The following is a 15,241-nucleotide window of genomic DNA, read 5'->3' on the forward strand; positions in this document are numbered from 1 at the left end:
TCGTCGGCATGTCTCCCGTCCTTCCTCTCCGGTCTCCCTCGGAGGTCTGGCGCGACCCGGCGCTGTCCTTCCTCCGGCCGTTCCTCGATGACCCCGCGGTCACCGACCTGTTCCTCAACGGCGAAGAGGGACTCTTCGTCGACCGGGGGAGCGGGGTCGAGTGGGTTCCGTCGTGGCGAGCGGGTGAGGGGGAGGTCCGTCGACTCGCCGTTCGTCTGATCGCCCTCGGAGGGCGGCATCTCGACGACGCGTCGCCGTGCGTGGACGTACGCCTGGACCGCGGAATCCGGGTGCACGCGGTGCTGTTCCCCGTCACGACGAGAGGGACGGCGGTGTCGATCCGCGTGCCGCGGTGGGATGCGCCCGACCTCGACCGGCTGGAGTCGGCGGGCATGTTCACCGCGCACGGTCGGTCGCACCTCGATGCGCTCGTCGATGAGCGGGCCAACCTCCTCATCACCGGTGCCACGGGGGCGGGGAAGACCACCCTGCTCAGCGCTTTGCTCTCGCGGGTTCCGCACGGGGAGCGCCTCATCACGATCGAAGAAGTCGCGGAGCTCCGGCCCGATCACCCGCATCACGTGGCTCTCGAAGCGCGGCAGCCCAACCTTGAGGGCGCCGGCGGCATCGGCCTGGCCCGTCTGGTCCGTGAGGCGCTGCGGATGCGGCCCGATCGCCTCGTCCTCGGGGAGTGCCGCGGAGAAGAGCTCCGCGAGCTTCTCCTGGCGCTGAACACGGGGCACGACGGGGGAGCGGGAACCCTCCACGCGCGCAGCCTCTCCGACGTTCCGTCGCGTCTCGAAGCGTTGGGGGCGCTCGCGGGAATGGACGCGGCGGCAACGGCGCGGCAGGTGCACAGCGGCATCGACGTCGTCGTCCATGTGGAACGAACCCCCGTGGGTCGACGCATCGTGGGGATCGGTCGACCCGTGGTCCGCGATGAGCGCCTGTCGATCGAACCGGAGCGGTGGGGATGACCGTCCTCGGCCCCCGGTCGCGCCCTGTCGGACCGGATCCCCTCGACACCGTCCTGCGCCTCGCCGTTCTGCTGGCGGCGGGTCTGAGCACGGCCACCGCGTGGCGGCACCTGGCCGAAGACGCGGGTCCGGTGGGACGCGACGCGGCCGCAGCCGCCGCGATCGGTGACGACGTCTCCCGAGTTCTTCGCGAGGCGGGCGAGGGGTGGCTCGACATCGCGGCGGTGTGGGCCGTCGCGACCGCGGTGGGCGCACCGCTCGCCGACACGCTCCGCGGGGTCGGGACGTCGCTTCGCGAGGCGCGTGACATCGTCGACGACGTCCGGGTGGCTCTTGCCGAGCCGCTCGCGACCGCGCGCCTGCTCGCCGGGCTTCCGCTCGTGGGTGTTCCCCTCGGCATGGTCCTCGGATTCGATACCGTCCGGGTGCTCGTCACCGACCCGATCGGTCAGGTCTGTCTGGGGGCGGGGCTCGCGCTGACCGTCGTCGCGCGCGTGTGGTCGAAGCGCCTCGCGCGGAGCGCGACGCCGCCGCTCGGCGTCCCGGGAATGACCGCAGAGCTCTTCGCGGTCGCCCTCTCGGCCGGTGCCTCGGTCGAACGCGCGCGTGCCCTCATCGCCGCGGAGCGACACCGCACCGATCCTGCCGCGGTCGATGACGACGTGCGGCGTGCTGAGGCGACGCTCGAGCTGTCGCTGCGCGCCGGTGTCCCCGCGGGCGAACTCCTCCGCGGCGACGCGTGGCTCGCCCGACAGGCGGCCCGAACCGCGGGTCGAGAGGCCGCAGCACGGTTGTCCACGCGTCTTCTCCTCCCGCTCGGGGTGTGCACGCTCCCCGCCTTCCTGCTGCTCGCCGTCGCGCCGCTCATGATCGGCATCCTCCGGTCCGGCGTCTCGCCGTTCTGATGCGTCCGTTCGTTCCATCCACACCCATGAAAGAGGTCTCCATGTCCGCCCCGTTCTTCTCACCTGCTGCACCCGCTTGCGCTGTGCCCGCGCTGCCCCCTCTGACGACCCGCCGTGCCGGAGCGCTCTTCCTCGACGACCGCGGCGCCGCCACGGCGGAGTACGCCATCGCGACCATGGCCGCGGTGGCCTTCGCGGGCTTGCTGGTCGTCATCATGAGGAGCGATGAAGTGCGCGGCATCCTGACCGATCTCGTCCGTCGTGCGCTCACGGTCCAGTGAGGAGCCTCTCGTGAGGCGGACGTGGCGCGATGAACGCGGATCGGTGACCGCCGAGTTCGCGGTCGCGGTCCCGGCCGTCGTCATCGTCCTCGCGCTCTGCGTGGGCGTGCTGGCATCGGCTGCGACGGCCGTTCGGCTCCACCACGTGTCGGCGGAGTCCGCGCGAATGCTCGGGCGCGGTGACGAGGCGCGAGCGTTCGCGGCGGTCGGCGAGGTCGGCGCATCCATGGCGGTGTCGCGGGCCGACGGGCTCGTCTGCGTCGACACGTCGGCCCCGGTATCGCTCTCCGTCCCGCTCCCGCCCGTGACGGCGCGAGCGTGCGCTCTGGACGGGGGCGAGTGATGGCCGGCACCGTCACCGTCGTCGGGATCGCGGCGGCGACCGTCGGTCTGACGCTGGCGCTCGCCGCCGCGTGCGGCGCGGCCGTCCAGGCGCAGAAGCTCGCCGGGACAGCGGATGCCGCCGCCCTCGCCGCCGCCGACACGGTGAGCGGCGCCGTCGACGGCGTGCCCTGCGACGCCGCCGCCGCGGTCGCTGCGGCGGGCGGAGCGACCCTCGAGGAATGCGTGCTCGACGGCCTCGTCGCCACGGTGACCGTCGGCACGGCGTACGGTGGAATTCCGTTCGATGCACACTCGCGAGCCGGTCCACCCGATACGACCGCCCGAGCGGTCTCCGGGAACCCCACCAGGAATGCGTGTGTATGGTGTGCAGCGAAGAAAGGACCCCAGTGGCAAACGGCAAGAAGCTCGTGATCGTCGAGTCCCCGACCAAGATGAAGTCGATTCAGGGATACCTCGGTGACGACTATGAGGTCCTCAGCTCGGTCGGGCACATCCGCGACCTCGCGTCGAAGAAGGAGATCCCGGCCGACAAGAAGGCGGCATACGGGAAGTACTCGATCGACGTCGAGAACGACTTCGACCCCTACTACGTCGTCAACGACCGCAAGACGAAGACGGTCGCCGAGCTGAAGCGGGCGTTGAAGACGGCCGACGAAGTCCTGCTCGCCACTGATGGTGACCGCGAGGGCGAAGCCATCGCGTGGCACCTCCTCGAGGTCCTGAAGCCCAAGGTTCCCGTGCGTCGCATGATCTTTCACGAGATCACGAAGGACGCCATCCGCGAAGCCGCCGAGCACACGCGCGACCTCGACGTCTCGCTCGTCGACGCGCAGGAGACTCGTCGCGTCCTCGACCGCCTCTACGGGTGGGACGTCTCGCCGGTCCTCTGGCGCAAGGTCGGCTCCGGCCGCGAGGGGACCGCGCTCAGCGCGGGCCGCGTGCAGTCCGCCGCGACCCGCATGGTCGTCGAGCGTGAGCGCGAGCGTATGGCGTTCGTGTCCGCGTCGTACTGGGACGTCGAGGCTCGCGCGTCGCAGGCGGGCTCGTCGTTCACCACGCGGCTGAACCGACTCGACGGAGCCCCGATTGCACGCGGTGGCGACTACGACGACAACGGTCAGCTGAAGAAGGCCGTCGTCGTCCTCGACGAGGCGCAGGCTCGCGCGCTCGCCGACGCCGTGACTGCCGCCGGACGCGCCACGGTCGCCAAGGTCGAGGCCAAGCCCGGAACCCGCAGCCCCCGTGCCCCCTTCACGACATCCACGATGCAGCAGGAGGCCGGTCGCAAACTCTCGATGAGCGCCAAGCACGCCATGGGCGTCGCGCAGCGGCTCTACGAGAAGGGGTTCATCACCTATATGCGAACCGACTCCGTCGCGCTCTCCGCCCAGGCGATCTCGGCGGCTCGCGCGCAGGCGGTGTCCCTCTACGGCGACAAGGCCGTGCCCGCCAACCCCCGCGTCTACAAGAGCAAGTCGAAGAACGCGCAGGAGGCGCACGAAGCCATCCGCCCCTCGGGCGAGACCTTCCGGACCCCGGCGTCCGTGGCCTCCTCGCTCGACCGTGACGAGCAGAAGCTCTACGACCTCATCTGGAAGCGCACCGTCGCCAGCCAGATGGCGGATGCCAAGTACGAGACGACCACCGTCACCCTCACGGTCCAGGCGGACGAGAAGGTCGCGGAGTTCACGGCATCCGGAACCGTCTACACCTTCAAGGGCTTCCTCGAGGCCTACGAGGAAGGCGCCGACGAGAAGCGCAACGGCCGCGACGACGACGAAGACCAGTCGCTGCCCGCGGTCGCCGTGGGCGACGAGCTCACCGTCAGCGACGTCGAGCCCAAGGGGCACAGCACCTCGCCGAAGCCGCGGTACACCGAGGCGAGCCTCGTCAAGGCGCTCGAAGAGAAGGGGATCGGTCGTCCCTCGACCTTCGCCAGCATCATCGGCGTGATCCTCGACCGCGGGTACGTCACGAAGCGCGGCCAGGCGCTCGTTCCGAGCTGGCTCGCGTTCAGCGTCGTCCGTCTGCTCGAGGAGCACTTCGCCGACCTGGTCGACTACGACTTCACCGCGGCCCTCGAAGACGACCTCGACGCGATCGCCCGCGGCGAGCAGCGTCGCACCGAGTGGCTCAAGGAGTTCTACTTCGGCTCCGACAAGCAGATCGGTCTGCGTCACATCGTCGACAACCTCGGCGAGATCGACGCGCGTGAGCTCAACTCCACGCGGATCACCGACACCGCGACGCTCCGTTTCGGCAAGTACGGCCCGTACCTCGAGGTCACCGAGCCCGGTGCCGATCCCGAGGCGAAGCCGCGCATCGTCAACATCCCCGAGGACCTCGCGCCCGACGAGCTCACGCCCGAGAAGGCGCAGGAGCTCATCGACGCCCCCGTGGCCGGTGACCGTGTGCTCGGGGAGAACCCTGAGAACGGCAAGCTCGTCGTCGTGAAGGACGGCCGCTTCGGTCCGTACGTGCAAGAGGTCGAGCCCGAGGACCCCGAGGAGGTCGACCCCGCCACGGGTGAGGTCGTCGAGCAGCCGAAGAAGAAGACGACGAAGAAGGATGCGGCTCCCAAGCCGCGCACCGCGTCGCTGTTCCGCTCGATGTCGGTCGACACCATCGACCTCGACACCGCGCTGCAGTTGCTGTCGCTCCCGCGTGTCGTGGGCGTCGACTCTGAGTCGGGGGCCGAGATCACGGCGCAGAACGGGCGCTTCGGCCCGTATCTGAAGAAGGGCACCGACTCGCGTTCGCTCGACAACGAGCAGCAGATCTTCGACATTACGCTCGAAGAGGCCCTCGCGAAGTACGCCGAGCCCAAGTACGGGGCACGTCGCGCGTCGAGCGCCCTGAAGGAGTTCGACGCCGATCCCGTGAGCGGCAAGCCGATCAAGCTCAAGGACGGCCGCTTCGGTCCGTACGTCACCGACGGCGAGACGAACGCCACGGTCCCGCGCGGTGAGGATGCCATGGCCATCACCTTCGAGCGCGCCGTCGAGCTCATCGCCGACAAGCGTGCCAAGGGTCCCGCCCCGAAAAAGACCGCCGCACGGAAGACGACGACCACCCGCAAGGCCCCGGCGAAGAAGTCGTGACCGCGGATTCGACCCGGCCGCCGCGCGCTCCCCGAGCCGCGACGGCCGGGGGACCCGGTCTGTTCGTCACGTTCGAGGGCGGCGACGGCGCCGGCAAGACCACCCAGGCGGCGCTCCTCGAGGAGTGGCTTCGCGAGAGCGGCCGCGAGACCGTCCGCACGCGTGAACCCGGCGGTACCGAGGTGGGCATCCTCGTGCGCGACATCGTGCTGCACCACCGCGGACACATCGCGCCACGCGCCGAGGCTCTGCTCTACGCGGCGGATCGCGCGCACCACGTCGAGACCGTCGTCCGCCCGGCGATCGCGCGTGGCGAGGTCGTCATCCAGGACCGGTACCTCGACTCCTCCGTCGCGTACCAGGGGGCCGGGCGAGTGCTCGACTCCGACGACATCCGCGAGCTTTCACTGTGGGCGACCGGCGGGCTGCTTCCCGATCTGACCGTGCTCCTCGACCTCGACCCCGCTGCGGCCCGGACGCGCCTCGACGCAGACGCCAAGCCGTTCGACCGACTCGAGGCCGAGAAGGAGGAGTTCCACGCTCGGGTGCGCGCGGGTTTCCTGACCCTCGCGGCGGCCGAGCCCGCACGCTTCCTCGTGCTGGACGCACGCCAGCCCGTGCCCGTCCTCGCCGCCCGCGTGCGCGAGGCCGTGGCATCGCGTATCGGGTGACGCCGTTTCACGAGGCGAGCGCACAGCGGATCGCCAGCGGCGCTGTCGGAACCCGCGTCTAGGGTGGAACGCATGCCCGCCGTGCTCGACCCCTCACCCGACGTGGCCGTTCCCGCGCCGTTCCCCTGGGACGCCGTGTGGGGACAGCCCGAGGCCGTACAGACGCTGCAGGCGGCGGCCTCCGACCCCTCGGCTCTCGCGCACGCCTGGCTCATCACCGGGCCTCCCGGTTCGGGTCGTTCCACCCTCGCCTACGCCTTCGCGGCTGCGCTCATCGCCGACCCGGGTGACATACCCGCACAGCGTCAGGTGATCGCCCGTACCCATCCCGACCTCACGGCGCTCCGGACCGAGCAGGTCGTCATCCGCATCGACGAAGCGCGCCGGCTCGTCGAACGCGCCTCGTTCGCCCCCTCGCTCGGGCGATACCGCGTCATCGTGGTCGAAGACGCCGACCGCATGGCCGAGCGCACCTCCAACGTCCTCCTCAAGGCGCTCGAAGAGCCGCCCGAGCAGACGGTATGGGTGCTCTGCGCGCCCAGCGACGCCGACCTGCTCCCCACGATCCGCTCGCGAGTTCGCGTCCTGCGCCTGCGAGAGCCCTCGGTTTCCGATGTCGCGGCACTCATCGTCGAGCGCACGGGGGCCGCCCCCGATGTGGCCGAAGAGTCGGCCCGTCACGCGCAGCGCCACATCGGAATGGCTCAGCGGCTCGCGACCGACGACGACGCGCGCGCCCGTCGGGCTGAGACGCTCGCCGCGGTCCTCGGCGTCCGCGGCATCGGCGACGCCGTCGAGGTCGCCGGGCGGATCGTGCGGCTCGCGACTGACGACGCCAAGGCGCTGACCGCGACCCGAGACGAAGAAGAGCGACGCAACCTGCTGCGCATGCTCGGTGTCGCCGAGGGCGCCGCGGTACCCCCGTCGGTGCGCGGCCAGGTCAACGCCCTCGAAGACGACCAGAAGCGGCGGGCGACACGGAGCCTCCGCGACGGAATCGATCGCGTGCTGACCGACCTGCAGTCGCTCTTCCGCGACGTCGTCATGCTGCAGTTCGGCCGCGACACCGATCTGGTCAACGGCGAGCGCGCCGACGGCCTCCGCGTGCTCGCGGGGGAGTGGTCTCCGGCGCGCACGCTCGGCGTGCTCGATCGGATCTCCGAGACCCGGCGCAATCTCGAGCAGAACGCGGCCCCACTGCTCGCGCTCGAGAGTCTGCTGATCACCGTGGCCGACGGGTCGGCGCCGTGAACGCGCGTCGTCGTGTCGTCGCCCTGGTCGCGGGTCTCGCGACCGCGATCCTCGCCCTCTCGGGCTGTCTCTACGCCCAGATCCCGCCCGCCGCGCCGGCCCCGGGGCCCTCTCTCGCGCCGCAGACCGACGGCGTGGCCCCCGAGCTGCTGCCCTACTACTCGCAGGCGTTGACCTGGGAGGAGTGCGGCACCGGTCTCGACTGCACCACGGTCACGGCCCCCCGCGACTACAGCGACCCCTCGAAGGGTGATCTGCAGCTCGCCGTCGTCCGACACCGCGCGACCTCCGGCACGCCCCTCGGCTCGCTCCTGACCAATCCCGGCGGCCCCGGCGCCAGTGGCGTCGACCTCGTGAAGTCGTCGCTGTCGATCCTCGTCGACCAGAAGCTGGCCGACGCGTACGACGTGATCGGCTTCGATCCCCGCGGCGTGGGTGCCTCGACGGCGGTCAGCTGCTACGACGCGAAGGGTCTCGACAGCTACTTCTACGACATCCCGCCCGGCGCGCGCGGCAGCGACGAACGCGAGCAGGCCCTGAAGGAGCGCGCCGCCGCCTTCGCCCAGGCGTGCGACGCGAACAGCGACGGCATCCTGCCCTACATCAGCACCGAGAACTCCGCACGCGACATGGACCTGCTGCGCGCGGTCCTGGGCGACCCGAAGCTCAACTACCTGGGCTTCTCGTACGGATCGTTCCTCGGCACCACCTACGCGGGACTCTTCCCCGAACGGGTCGGCCGCATGGTGCTCGACGGGGGGATCGACCCGACCCAGTCGCAGTCCGAGGCCTCGATCGGTCAGGCCGAGGGCTTCGAGCAGTCCCTGCGCGCCTTCATGGCCGACTGTCTCACCCTGTCGGAGTGCCCCTACGGGGGCTCCGTCGACGATGCGATGTCCGACCTGGCGGCGACGCTCGCCCGGGTCGACGCGCGCCCGATCACGGCGAGCGACGGGCGTCAGCTCGGCGGAGACACGCTCATGACGGCGATCGTCGCCGCGCTCTACAGCCAAGACAGTTGGCCGTACCTGCGTGCAGCCCTGACGGATGTCGGCAACGGCCGCGCCGACGTCGCGTTCCAGCTCGCCGACTTCTACAACGATCGCCAGGGCGGCAGCTACGCCAGCAACACCATGGAAGCCTTCATCGCGTACAACTGCATGGACTACCCCGACGAGGGGTCCGATGCCGATGACGCGGCGTTCCGTCAACGTCTGGCCGAGGCCGCCCCGACGACGGCCCCGTACTGGGAGGGTGTCGACGTCTGCGCCTCATGGCCGGCCCCGCCGACCGGGACGCGCGGAGCGATCACGGCGGAGGGCTCGCCGCCCATCGTCGTCATCGGAACCACGGGCGACCCCGCCACCCCCTACGTGGGGGCGCAGCGCCTCGCCGAGCAGCTCTCGCAGGGCGTCCTCATCACGAACGTCGGCGAAGGCCACCTCGGTTACAACAAGGGCAAAGCGTGCGTGACCGACGCCGTCGATGCTTATCTCGTCGACGGGACCGTGCCCGAGAACGGCCTGCGCTGCGAGTGAGGGCGGTCCGCTCCGTCTCGCCGCCGCCCAGGTCGGAACACCTAGGCTGGTTCACGTCCCACCCGAAGGAGTCCCCATGACCGCGCCCGTCACCGACCTGGCCCGCTACATCGACCACACGCTGCTCAAGCCCGAGGCCACGCGCGCCGACGTCGAGCGCATCATCGCCGAGGGCGCTGAGCTCGGCACGTACAGCGTCTGCCTGTCGCCGTCGTTCCTGCCCGTCGATGTGCCCGCCGGGCTCAAGGTCGCGGTCGTGTGCGGTTTCCCGAGCGGCAAGCACCACGCCGAGGTCAAGGCCGCCGAGGCCGCGCTCTCCGTGGCCCAGGGTGCCGACGAGATCGACATGGTCATCGACGTGGGCGCGGCGATCGAGGGACGCTACGACATCGTCGAGACCGAGATCCGCGCCGTGCGTGCCGCCGCTCCCGCGCCCACGGTTCTCAAGGTCATCATCGAGTCGGCTGCACTCTCCGACGACGCCATCGTCGCCGTCTGCGAGGCGGCGGTCGCCGCGGGCGCCGACTTCGTGAAGACCTCGACGGGCTTCCACCCCGCCGGCGGCGCGAGCGTGCACGCGGTCGAGCTCATGAAGCGCACCGTGGGCGATCGCGCCGAGGTCAAGGCATCCGGGGGCATTCGCACCCGCGCCGCGGCCGAAGAGATGATCGCCGCGGGCGCCACGCGGCTGGGTCTGTCGTCGAGCCGCGAGATCCTCGCCGACCTCTCGGCGACCGGCGACTACTGACGCGTGCGTCGACACGCGCTGGAGCATGTAAGATCGATGATCGTGCACGCGACAGCGCGCACACGCCGCCTTAGCTCAGACGGCAGAGCGATTCACTCGTAATGAATAGGTCAAGGGTTCGATTCCCTTAGGCGGCTCCACCACAGAAGGCCCGGGACAACCCCGGGCCTTCTGTCGTTCGCGGCCGCTTCGACGCGGTGGGTGCTCGCGGCCCCGGAACTCGGCGTGCGACCCCTGCCCGGTTCCCTCGCCGCGGTCGCTCGCCATCGAGGCATCTCGCGGCGCCACGACGGCCGCGGTCGTACTCTCGGGAGCACAGCCCGGGAGGCCGCATGACCCTCGCACCCGCACTACTGCGCCGCGTCCGCTTCTGTCTGACGGTGGTCGTCGTCGGTCTCGTCGTGAGTGGAGTGACCGCTTTCCCCCTGCGCGAGGAGCTTGCTCTGGCGCGGGACGTGCTGGCGCAGCTGAACGTGGGGTCGATCCTGCCGGGCGCCGTGTGGTGGGTGAACCGCGTCGCCGAGGGCCTGGATGCCACGGCCGCGGCGTATCCGTTCATCTCCTACGGCACGGACTGGCTCGCGTTCGCCCATCTCCTCATCGCGGTGGCCTTCCTCGGGCCGCTCGTCGATCCCGTGCGCAATGTCTGGGTCATCGTCTGGGGTCTCATCGCGTGCGCCGGCATCGTGCCGCTCGCGGCCATCGCGGGCGCGCTTCGGGGACTGCCGCTCGGGTGGCAGCTGATCGACATGTCGTTCGGCGTGGTCGCGGCGGTCCCGCTCGTTCTCGCGCTGGTGTGGACGCGTCGCCTCGCCAGTCCGATCGAGGCGGCCCGCTAGGCTGACGTCACCCGTTCTGCCCTGGCCCGACGGAGGCCGTCCCGTCCGCGACCCGCAGGAGACCCCCGTGTCGAACGCCCTCGACGCCGTCATCGAGATCTTCACGTGGGTGGGGCTGGGCGGTGGGACGTTGCTGGCCCTCCTCGCCGTCGTGCTGCTGCTCGCCGACGGGACCTGGCTTCCGGCCCGTGCCGTGGTCGAGGAGGTCGACGGGGGCCGCGTGGTCCGGTGGTTCGACGATCACGGTGGGGTCAACGAAGCTCCGCTCTCCGCCCACGACGACGCGAAGATCGGGTCCGCCGACATGGCCGACATCTTCTACCGCCGGGGAAGCGCGCACCGCATGCGGCTCACGCGTGCGTCTCCCGTGGTGCGGTTCGTCTCGCTGCTCGCGGCCGGGATCCTCGGGCTCGGGCTCGTCGCCTTCGTGCTGTCGATCGTGGTGCTCTTCGCGCGGGGCTGAGAACTGGCGCGAAAGCTATGTAGCTAGATAAGCTAGCGACATGGCTCGCTCCTCCTCCACCCCTGCTCTTCGTCGCGACCGCGTCGCGCCGCGCGTCTCACGCTGGCTGCGCATCGGCATCCCGAGCCTGCTCGTGCTGATCTGGGTGGTCGGCGGATCGATCGGCGGTCCGTTCTTCGGCAAGGTCGACGAGGTCGCGACGAACGACCAGTCGTCGTTCCTTCCGCAGTCGGCCGATGCCACGCGTGTCAGCGAGCGTCTCACCGACTTCACCGGCGGCGACACGATCCCGGCCCTCATCGTCGCCGAGACGACGGACGGCACGGCGCTCTCGGACGCGCAGCTGACGGCGTTGAAGACTCTCGCCACCGCGGCCGCCGGACTCGAGGGAGTCGAGGGGGAGGCATCCCCGCCCGTCGTCTCCGAGGACGGGCAGGCCGCGCAGATCTTCCTGCCCCTCGACAGCTCCGGCGAGGTGCGCGACGTCGTGGAGTCGGTGCGATCCCTCGTCGCGGCGGACGTGCCGCCCGGGGTGCAGGCGTGGGTGACCGGGCCTGCGGGGTTCACGGCCGACCTGGTCAAGGGTTTCCTCGGCATCGACGGTCTGCTGCTCATCGTCGCCCTCGGCGCCGTGTTCGTCATCCTCGTGGTCGTCTACCGGTCGCCCCTCCTGCCGATCCTCGTGCTGCTCACCTCGGTGTTCGCCCTGTGCGTGGCTCTGCTGACGGTGTGGTGGCTCGCGTTCGCCGGCATCGTCGTGCTCAACGGTCAGGTGCAAGGCATCCTGTTCATCCTCGTCATCGGGGCTGCGACCGACTACGCGCTGCTGTACGTGGCGCGGTTCCGCGAGGCGATCGGCGCGGGAGACAAGCGGTGGGATGCCACGATCCGGGCGTGGAAGGGAGCGGTCGAGCCGATCCTGGCCTCGGGTGGCACCGTGATCGCGGGGCTCCTCTGCCTGCTACTGTCCGACCTCGCCACCAACCGCGCCCTCGGTCCGATCGCCTCGATCGGCATCGCCTTCGCCGTGCTGTCGGCGTTGACGTTCCTGCCGGCTCTTCTCGCCCTGTTCGGGCGCGCGGCCTTCTGGCCTTTCCTCCCCAAGGCCGGTGCGACCGATCTCCCCGACGACCTCACGGCTCCGGTGAAGGGGCTGTGGCCCCGCCAGGCGCGCTTCGTCGCCCGACGGGCGCGACCGGTGTGGATCGTCTGCACGGTCGTCCTCCTCGCGGCGTGCGCGGGCCTGACGCAGCTCCGCGCGGACGGCGTGCCCTCGAGCGACCTCGTGCTGGGCGCCTCCGAGGCCCGCGACGGTCAGGCGGCACTCGCCGAGCACTTCCCGGGCGGCTCGGGCAGCCCCGCGTACGTCCTGGTGTCCGAGGACCGTGCCGCGACAGCGGTCGAGGTGCTCGACCGGGCGAGCGGCATCGACTCGGTCGCCGTCCTCTCCACCGATGCGATCGGCGGACAGGCACCCGTCCAGGCGGTGGACGGCAGCCTCGTGACGACCGCGTTCGGCCCTCCGGGGACACCGGCACCCGCGCCCACCGTGTCGGACGGGCAGGTCCTCCTCGCCGCGACGCTCGCCGACACGGCCGACTCGGCCGCGGCCGACGACACGGTCCGTCAGCTCCGCGTCGATCTCACCGATGCGCTGGGGGAGGGAAAGGCCCTGGTGGGAGGGGTGACCGCGACCGACATCGACTCGATCGACACGTCGATCCGCGACCGCACTCTCATCATCCCGATCGTCCTCGCGGTGATCCTGCTCATCCTGATAGCGCTGCTGCGGTCGATCGTCGCGCCGGTGCTCCTCATCGGCACCGTCATCCTGTCGTTCGGGGCGGCGCTGGGCGTCAGCGCCCTCGTCTTCAACGGGCCCCTGGACTTCCCCGGCGCGGACCCTTCGGTTCCGCTGTACGGCTTTGTGTTCCTCGTCGCCCTCGGGGTCGACTACAACATCTTCCTGATGTCGCGTGTGCGCGAGGAATCCCTGGCTCACGGCACCCGCTCCGGCATCCTGCGCGGGCTCGTCGCGACGGGCGGGGTGATCACGTCGGCGGGTCTCGTGCTCGCGGCGACCTTCGCGGCGCTGGGTGTGATCCCCATCCTCTTCCTCGCCCAGCTCGCGTTCATCGTGGCCTTCGGCGTTCTGCTCGACACCTTCGTCGTCCGCTCGCTCCTCGTTCCGGCGCTCGCGTACGACCTCGGCTCGGCGATCTGGTGGCCGTCGAAGCTGTGGCGTCGCGACCGCGCGCGGTCCGCTACCGGCGCGAGCGCGGGCCGGGACCCGCGCGACGGGCAGCCCGCCACCCGCGGGAGCGCGCGTAGGCTCGACGCATGACCAGGGCACTGTTCATCGTCGATGTCCAGAACGATTTCACCGAGCACGGGGCGCTCGGCGTCGAGGGAGGCGACGCGGTCGCCGAGCGCATCTCGCGCTTCCTCGCCGCGCACGCCGACGAGTACGCCGTGATCGTCGCCTCGCGCGACTGGCATCACGGCGACGACGACAACGGCGGTCACTTCTCGACCACGCCCGACTTCGTCGACTCGTGGCCCGTGCACTGCGTCGCGGGCACCGAGGGGGCCGAGTACGACGCCGTCTTCGACGCGGGGCGGGTGACTCATCACCTCAAGAAGGGGCAGGGGCGTCCGGCGTATTCGTTGTTCGAGGGTGTCTCGGATGACGGGCAGACCGCGGCCGACATCCTCGACGCCCACGGCATCCGTGACATCGACATCGCCGGCATCGCGACCGACTATTGCGTGCGCGCCTCAGCCCTCGACGCCATCGCGGCGGGACGCACGGTGCGGGTCTTCACCGACCTCGTCGCCGGCGTGCACCCCACATCCAGTGAGGCCGCGCTGGCCGAGATCGAGCGCGCCGGGGCGACGCTGGTGCCCTCAGAGCTCTAGATCGTCGGCCCGCGGCACCGAGATGGTGACCCGGGTCCCCACTCCCGGCTCGCTGGTGATGCGCAACACACCGTGATGCTCGGTCACGACGCGCTGAACGCTCGCGAGACCGATGCCGCTTCCGCCGTCGTGGGGGTCGGCGAACCGGCCGCGTTCTCCCTCTTCGACGATCGAATGCAGATCGTCGGGATGGATGCCGCGACCGCGATCGCTCACGGAGATCACTGCTCCCTCGTCGGTCTCATACGTCTCGACGGTGATCTCGTCGTCAGAGTACTTGGCCGCGTTCTCGAGGACGTTGGCCACCGCGCGGCGCAGACCCAGGACGTCGCCCGTGACGGGGATGGCATCCATTCGTCCGAAGACGACGCGCCCCGTACTGTCGCCCGGGAGGACGAGAGCCACGGCCCCGCGTGCGACGAGATCGAGCGTCGCCCGCCGTCGCTCGCGCTCGGGCCGTGTCGCGGCGTCGGTCATGAGGGCCTGTGCCATCGCCACCAGGTGCTCGCTCGCCTCGGACGCCAGGCGCAACAGCCGGTGGTCGGCGGGGAGCTCGTCGGCGAGAAGGTCGAGGTAGCCGCGCAGAGCGGTCACCGGGGAGAGCAGGTCGTGGGCGAAGGTGCGCTGAAGGGCAGCTTGTTCGTCGGCGGCCTGCTTCTCGCTCGTCAGGTCGCGCACGATCTTGACGAACCCGAGGACCTGCCCCTGGTCGCTGCGGATGGCGGAGATGGTGACGCGCGCCCAGAACTCGGTCCCGTCCTTGCGGACCCGCCATCCCGTGTCTTCGACGTGACCGTCGCGCTGGGCGGACGCCAGGAGGCTATCCGGAACGCCGCGTCGCCGATCCTCCTCGCGATAGAAGCGTGAGAAGTGCGAGCCGACGATCTCGTCTTCGGTGTAGCCCTTTATGAGCTCCGCCCCGAGGTTCCATCCGCGGACGAAACCCCCGCCGTCGAGCTTGACGATGGCGAACTGATCGACCTGATCGTCCCAGTCGGTCGGCAGGACACGGCGGAAGGTCGCCAGCGGTCGTTCACCGCGGGCGGTTCCGTCGAGTCCGGAACCGCCGGGAGGAGAAGACTGCGCGGATGCGTTCACCGGGACAGGGTGGAACACTCGGGAATGCTTGCTGAGGGCATTTCTTGATTTTCCTGTCCGTGCGAGGATCGCACCAGGACTTGACAGGGCGAACAGCGTGAGGAA

At 70.4% G+C, this 15,241-nt stretch carries 15 protein-coding genes and 1 tRNA gene; 15 read left to right on the forward strand and 1 reads right to left on the reverse strand.

Annotated elements, in window-relative coordinates; translation table 11 throughout:
- Positions 1 to 8: 8 nt before the first annotated feature.
- The 15 genes from AB0O24_RS16725 (at position 9) to AB0O24_RS16795 (ending at position 14,038) form a co-directional block, all read left to right on the forward strand.
- Complete coding sequence (locus AB0O24_RS16725; RefSeq protein ID WP_363376539.1) at positions 9 to 977, forward strand: TadA family conjugal transfer-associated ATPase; 969 nt, start codon at positions 9 to 11, stop codon at positions 975 to 977.
- Positions 974 to 1,882, forward strand: a complete 909-nt coding sequence (locus tag AB0O24_RS16730; RefSeq protein ID WP_363376541.1) for a type II secretion system F family protein — start codon at positions 974 to 976, stop codon at positions 1,880 to 1,882. Before AB0O24_RS16725 ends, AB0O24_RS16730 begins: the two co-directional genes overlap by 4 nt.
- A gap of 41 nt (positions 1,883 to 1,923) precedes the next feature.
- Entirely contained in the window at positions 1,924 to 2,163 is a 240-nt protein-coding gene (locus AB0O24_RS16735; RefSeq protein WP_275799460.1) for a DUF4244 domain-containing protein, read from the forward strand.
- Between the two features lie 10 nt (positions 2,164 to 2,173).
- Positions 2,174 to 2,506, forward strand: coding sequence for a TadE family protein (locus AB0O24_RS16740; protein WP_275799459.1), 333 nt, complete (start codon positions 2,174 to 2,176; stop codon positions 2,504 to 2,506).
- Positions 2,506 to 2,919, forward strand: a complete 414-nt coding sequence (locus tag AB0O24_RS16745; protein ID WP_275799458.1) for a helicase — start codon at positions 2,506 to 2,508, stop codon at positions 2,917 to 2,919. Before AB0O24_RS16740 ends, AB0O24_RS16745 begins: the two co-directional genes overlap by 1 nt.
- On the forward strand, positions 2,895 to 5,609 hold the full coding sequence (gene topA / locus AB0O24_RS16750; RefSeq protein WP_363376544.1) for a type I DNA topoisomerase: 2,715 nt from the start codon (positions 2,895 to 2,897) through the stop codon (positions 5,607 to 5,609). The genes AB0O24_RS16745 and topA overlap by 25 nt, the downstream gene beginning before the upstream one ends.
- The gene (gene tmk, locus AB0O24_RS16755) at positions 5,606 to 6,280 is read left to right on the forward strand and encodes a dTMP kinase (RefSeq protein ID WP_275799457.1); all 675 of its coding nucleotides are present in this window, start codon (positions 5,606 to 5,608) and stop codon (positions 6,278 to 6,280) included. Before topA ends, tmk begins: the two co-directional genes overlap by 4 nt.
- A gap of 72 nt (positions 6,281 to 6,352) precedes the next feature.
- Positions 6,353 to 7,531, forward strand: a complete 1,179-nt coding sequence (locus tag AB0O24_RS16760; RefSeq protein ID WP_275799456.1) for a DNA polymerase III subunit delta' — start codon at positions 6,353 to 6,355, stop codon at positions 7,529 to 7,531.
- On the forward strand, positions 7,528 to 9,069 hold the full coding sequence (locus AB0O24_RS16765) for an alpha/beta hydrolase (RefSeq protein WP_363376546.1): 1,542 nt from the start codon (positions 7,528 to 7,530) through the stop codon (positions 9,067 to 9,069). Before AB0O24_RS16760 ends, AB0O24_RS16765 begins: the two co-directional genes overlap by 4 nt.
- Before the next feature lie 76 nt (positions 9,070 to 9,145).
- Complete coding sequence (gene deoC, locus AB0O24_RS16770) at positions 9,146 to 9,817, forward strand: deoxyribose-phosphate aldolase (protein ID WP_275799454.1); 672 nt, start codon at positions 9,146 to 9,148, stop codon at positions 9,815 to 9,817.
- Between the two features lie 64 nt (positions 9,818 to 9,881).
- Positions 9,882 to 9,957: transfer RNA gene (locus tag AB0O24_RS16775), tRNA-Thr, on the forward strand.
- Between the two features lie 192 nt (positions 9,958 to 10,149).
- Positions 10,150 to 10,656 carry a hypothetical protein gene (locus AB0O24_RS16780; RefSeq protein ID WP_275799453.1) on the forward strand — a complete coding sequence of 169 codons (507 nt, stop codon included), beginning with the start codon at positions 10,150 to 10,152 and terminating at the stop codon, positions 10,654 to 10,656.
- Between the two features lie 67 nt (positions 10,657 to 10,723).
- Positions 10,724 to 11,119, forward strand: coding sequence for a hypothetical protein (locus tag AB0O24_RS16785; RefSeq protein ID WP_363376548.1), 396 nt, complete (start codon positions 10,724 to 10,726; stop codon positions 11,117 to 11,119).
- Between the two features lie 40 nt (positions 11,120 to 11,159).
- A complete protein-coding gene (locus tag AB0O24_RS16790; protein WP_363376550.1) occupies positions 11,160 to 13,463 on the forward strand; it encodes an efflux RND transporter permease subunit in 2,304 nt (767 codons plus the stop codon).
- Positions 13,460 to 14,038 carry an isochorismatase family protein gene (locus tag AB0O24_RS16795; RefSeq protein WP_363376552.1) on the forward strand — a complete coding sequence of 193 codons (579 nt, stop codon included), beginning with the start codon at positions 13,460 to 13,462 and terminating at the stop codon, positions 14,036 to 14,038. Before AB0O24_RS16790 ends, AB0O24_RS16795 begins: the two co-directional genes overlap by 4 nt.
- On the opposite strand, the gene AB0O24_RS16800 is transcribed toward AB0O24_RS16795, so the two are convergent.
- Positions 14,027 to 15,154, reverse strand: a complete 1,128-nt coding sequence (locus tag AB0O24_RS16800; RefSeq protein ID WP_363376554.1) for a PAS domain-containing sensor histidine kinase — start codon at positions 15,152 to 15,154, stop codon at positions 14,027 to 14,029. The genes AB0O24_RS16795 and AB0O24_RS16800 overlap by 12 nt on opposite strands.
- Positions 15,155 to 15,241: the final 87 nt, after the last annotated feature.

The sequence above is a fragment of the Microbacterium sp. NPDC086615 genome (genome assembly GCF_040686055.1).
Taxonomy (GTDB): Bacteria; Actinomycetota; Actinomycetes; order Actinomycetales; family Microbacteriaceae; genus Microbacterium.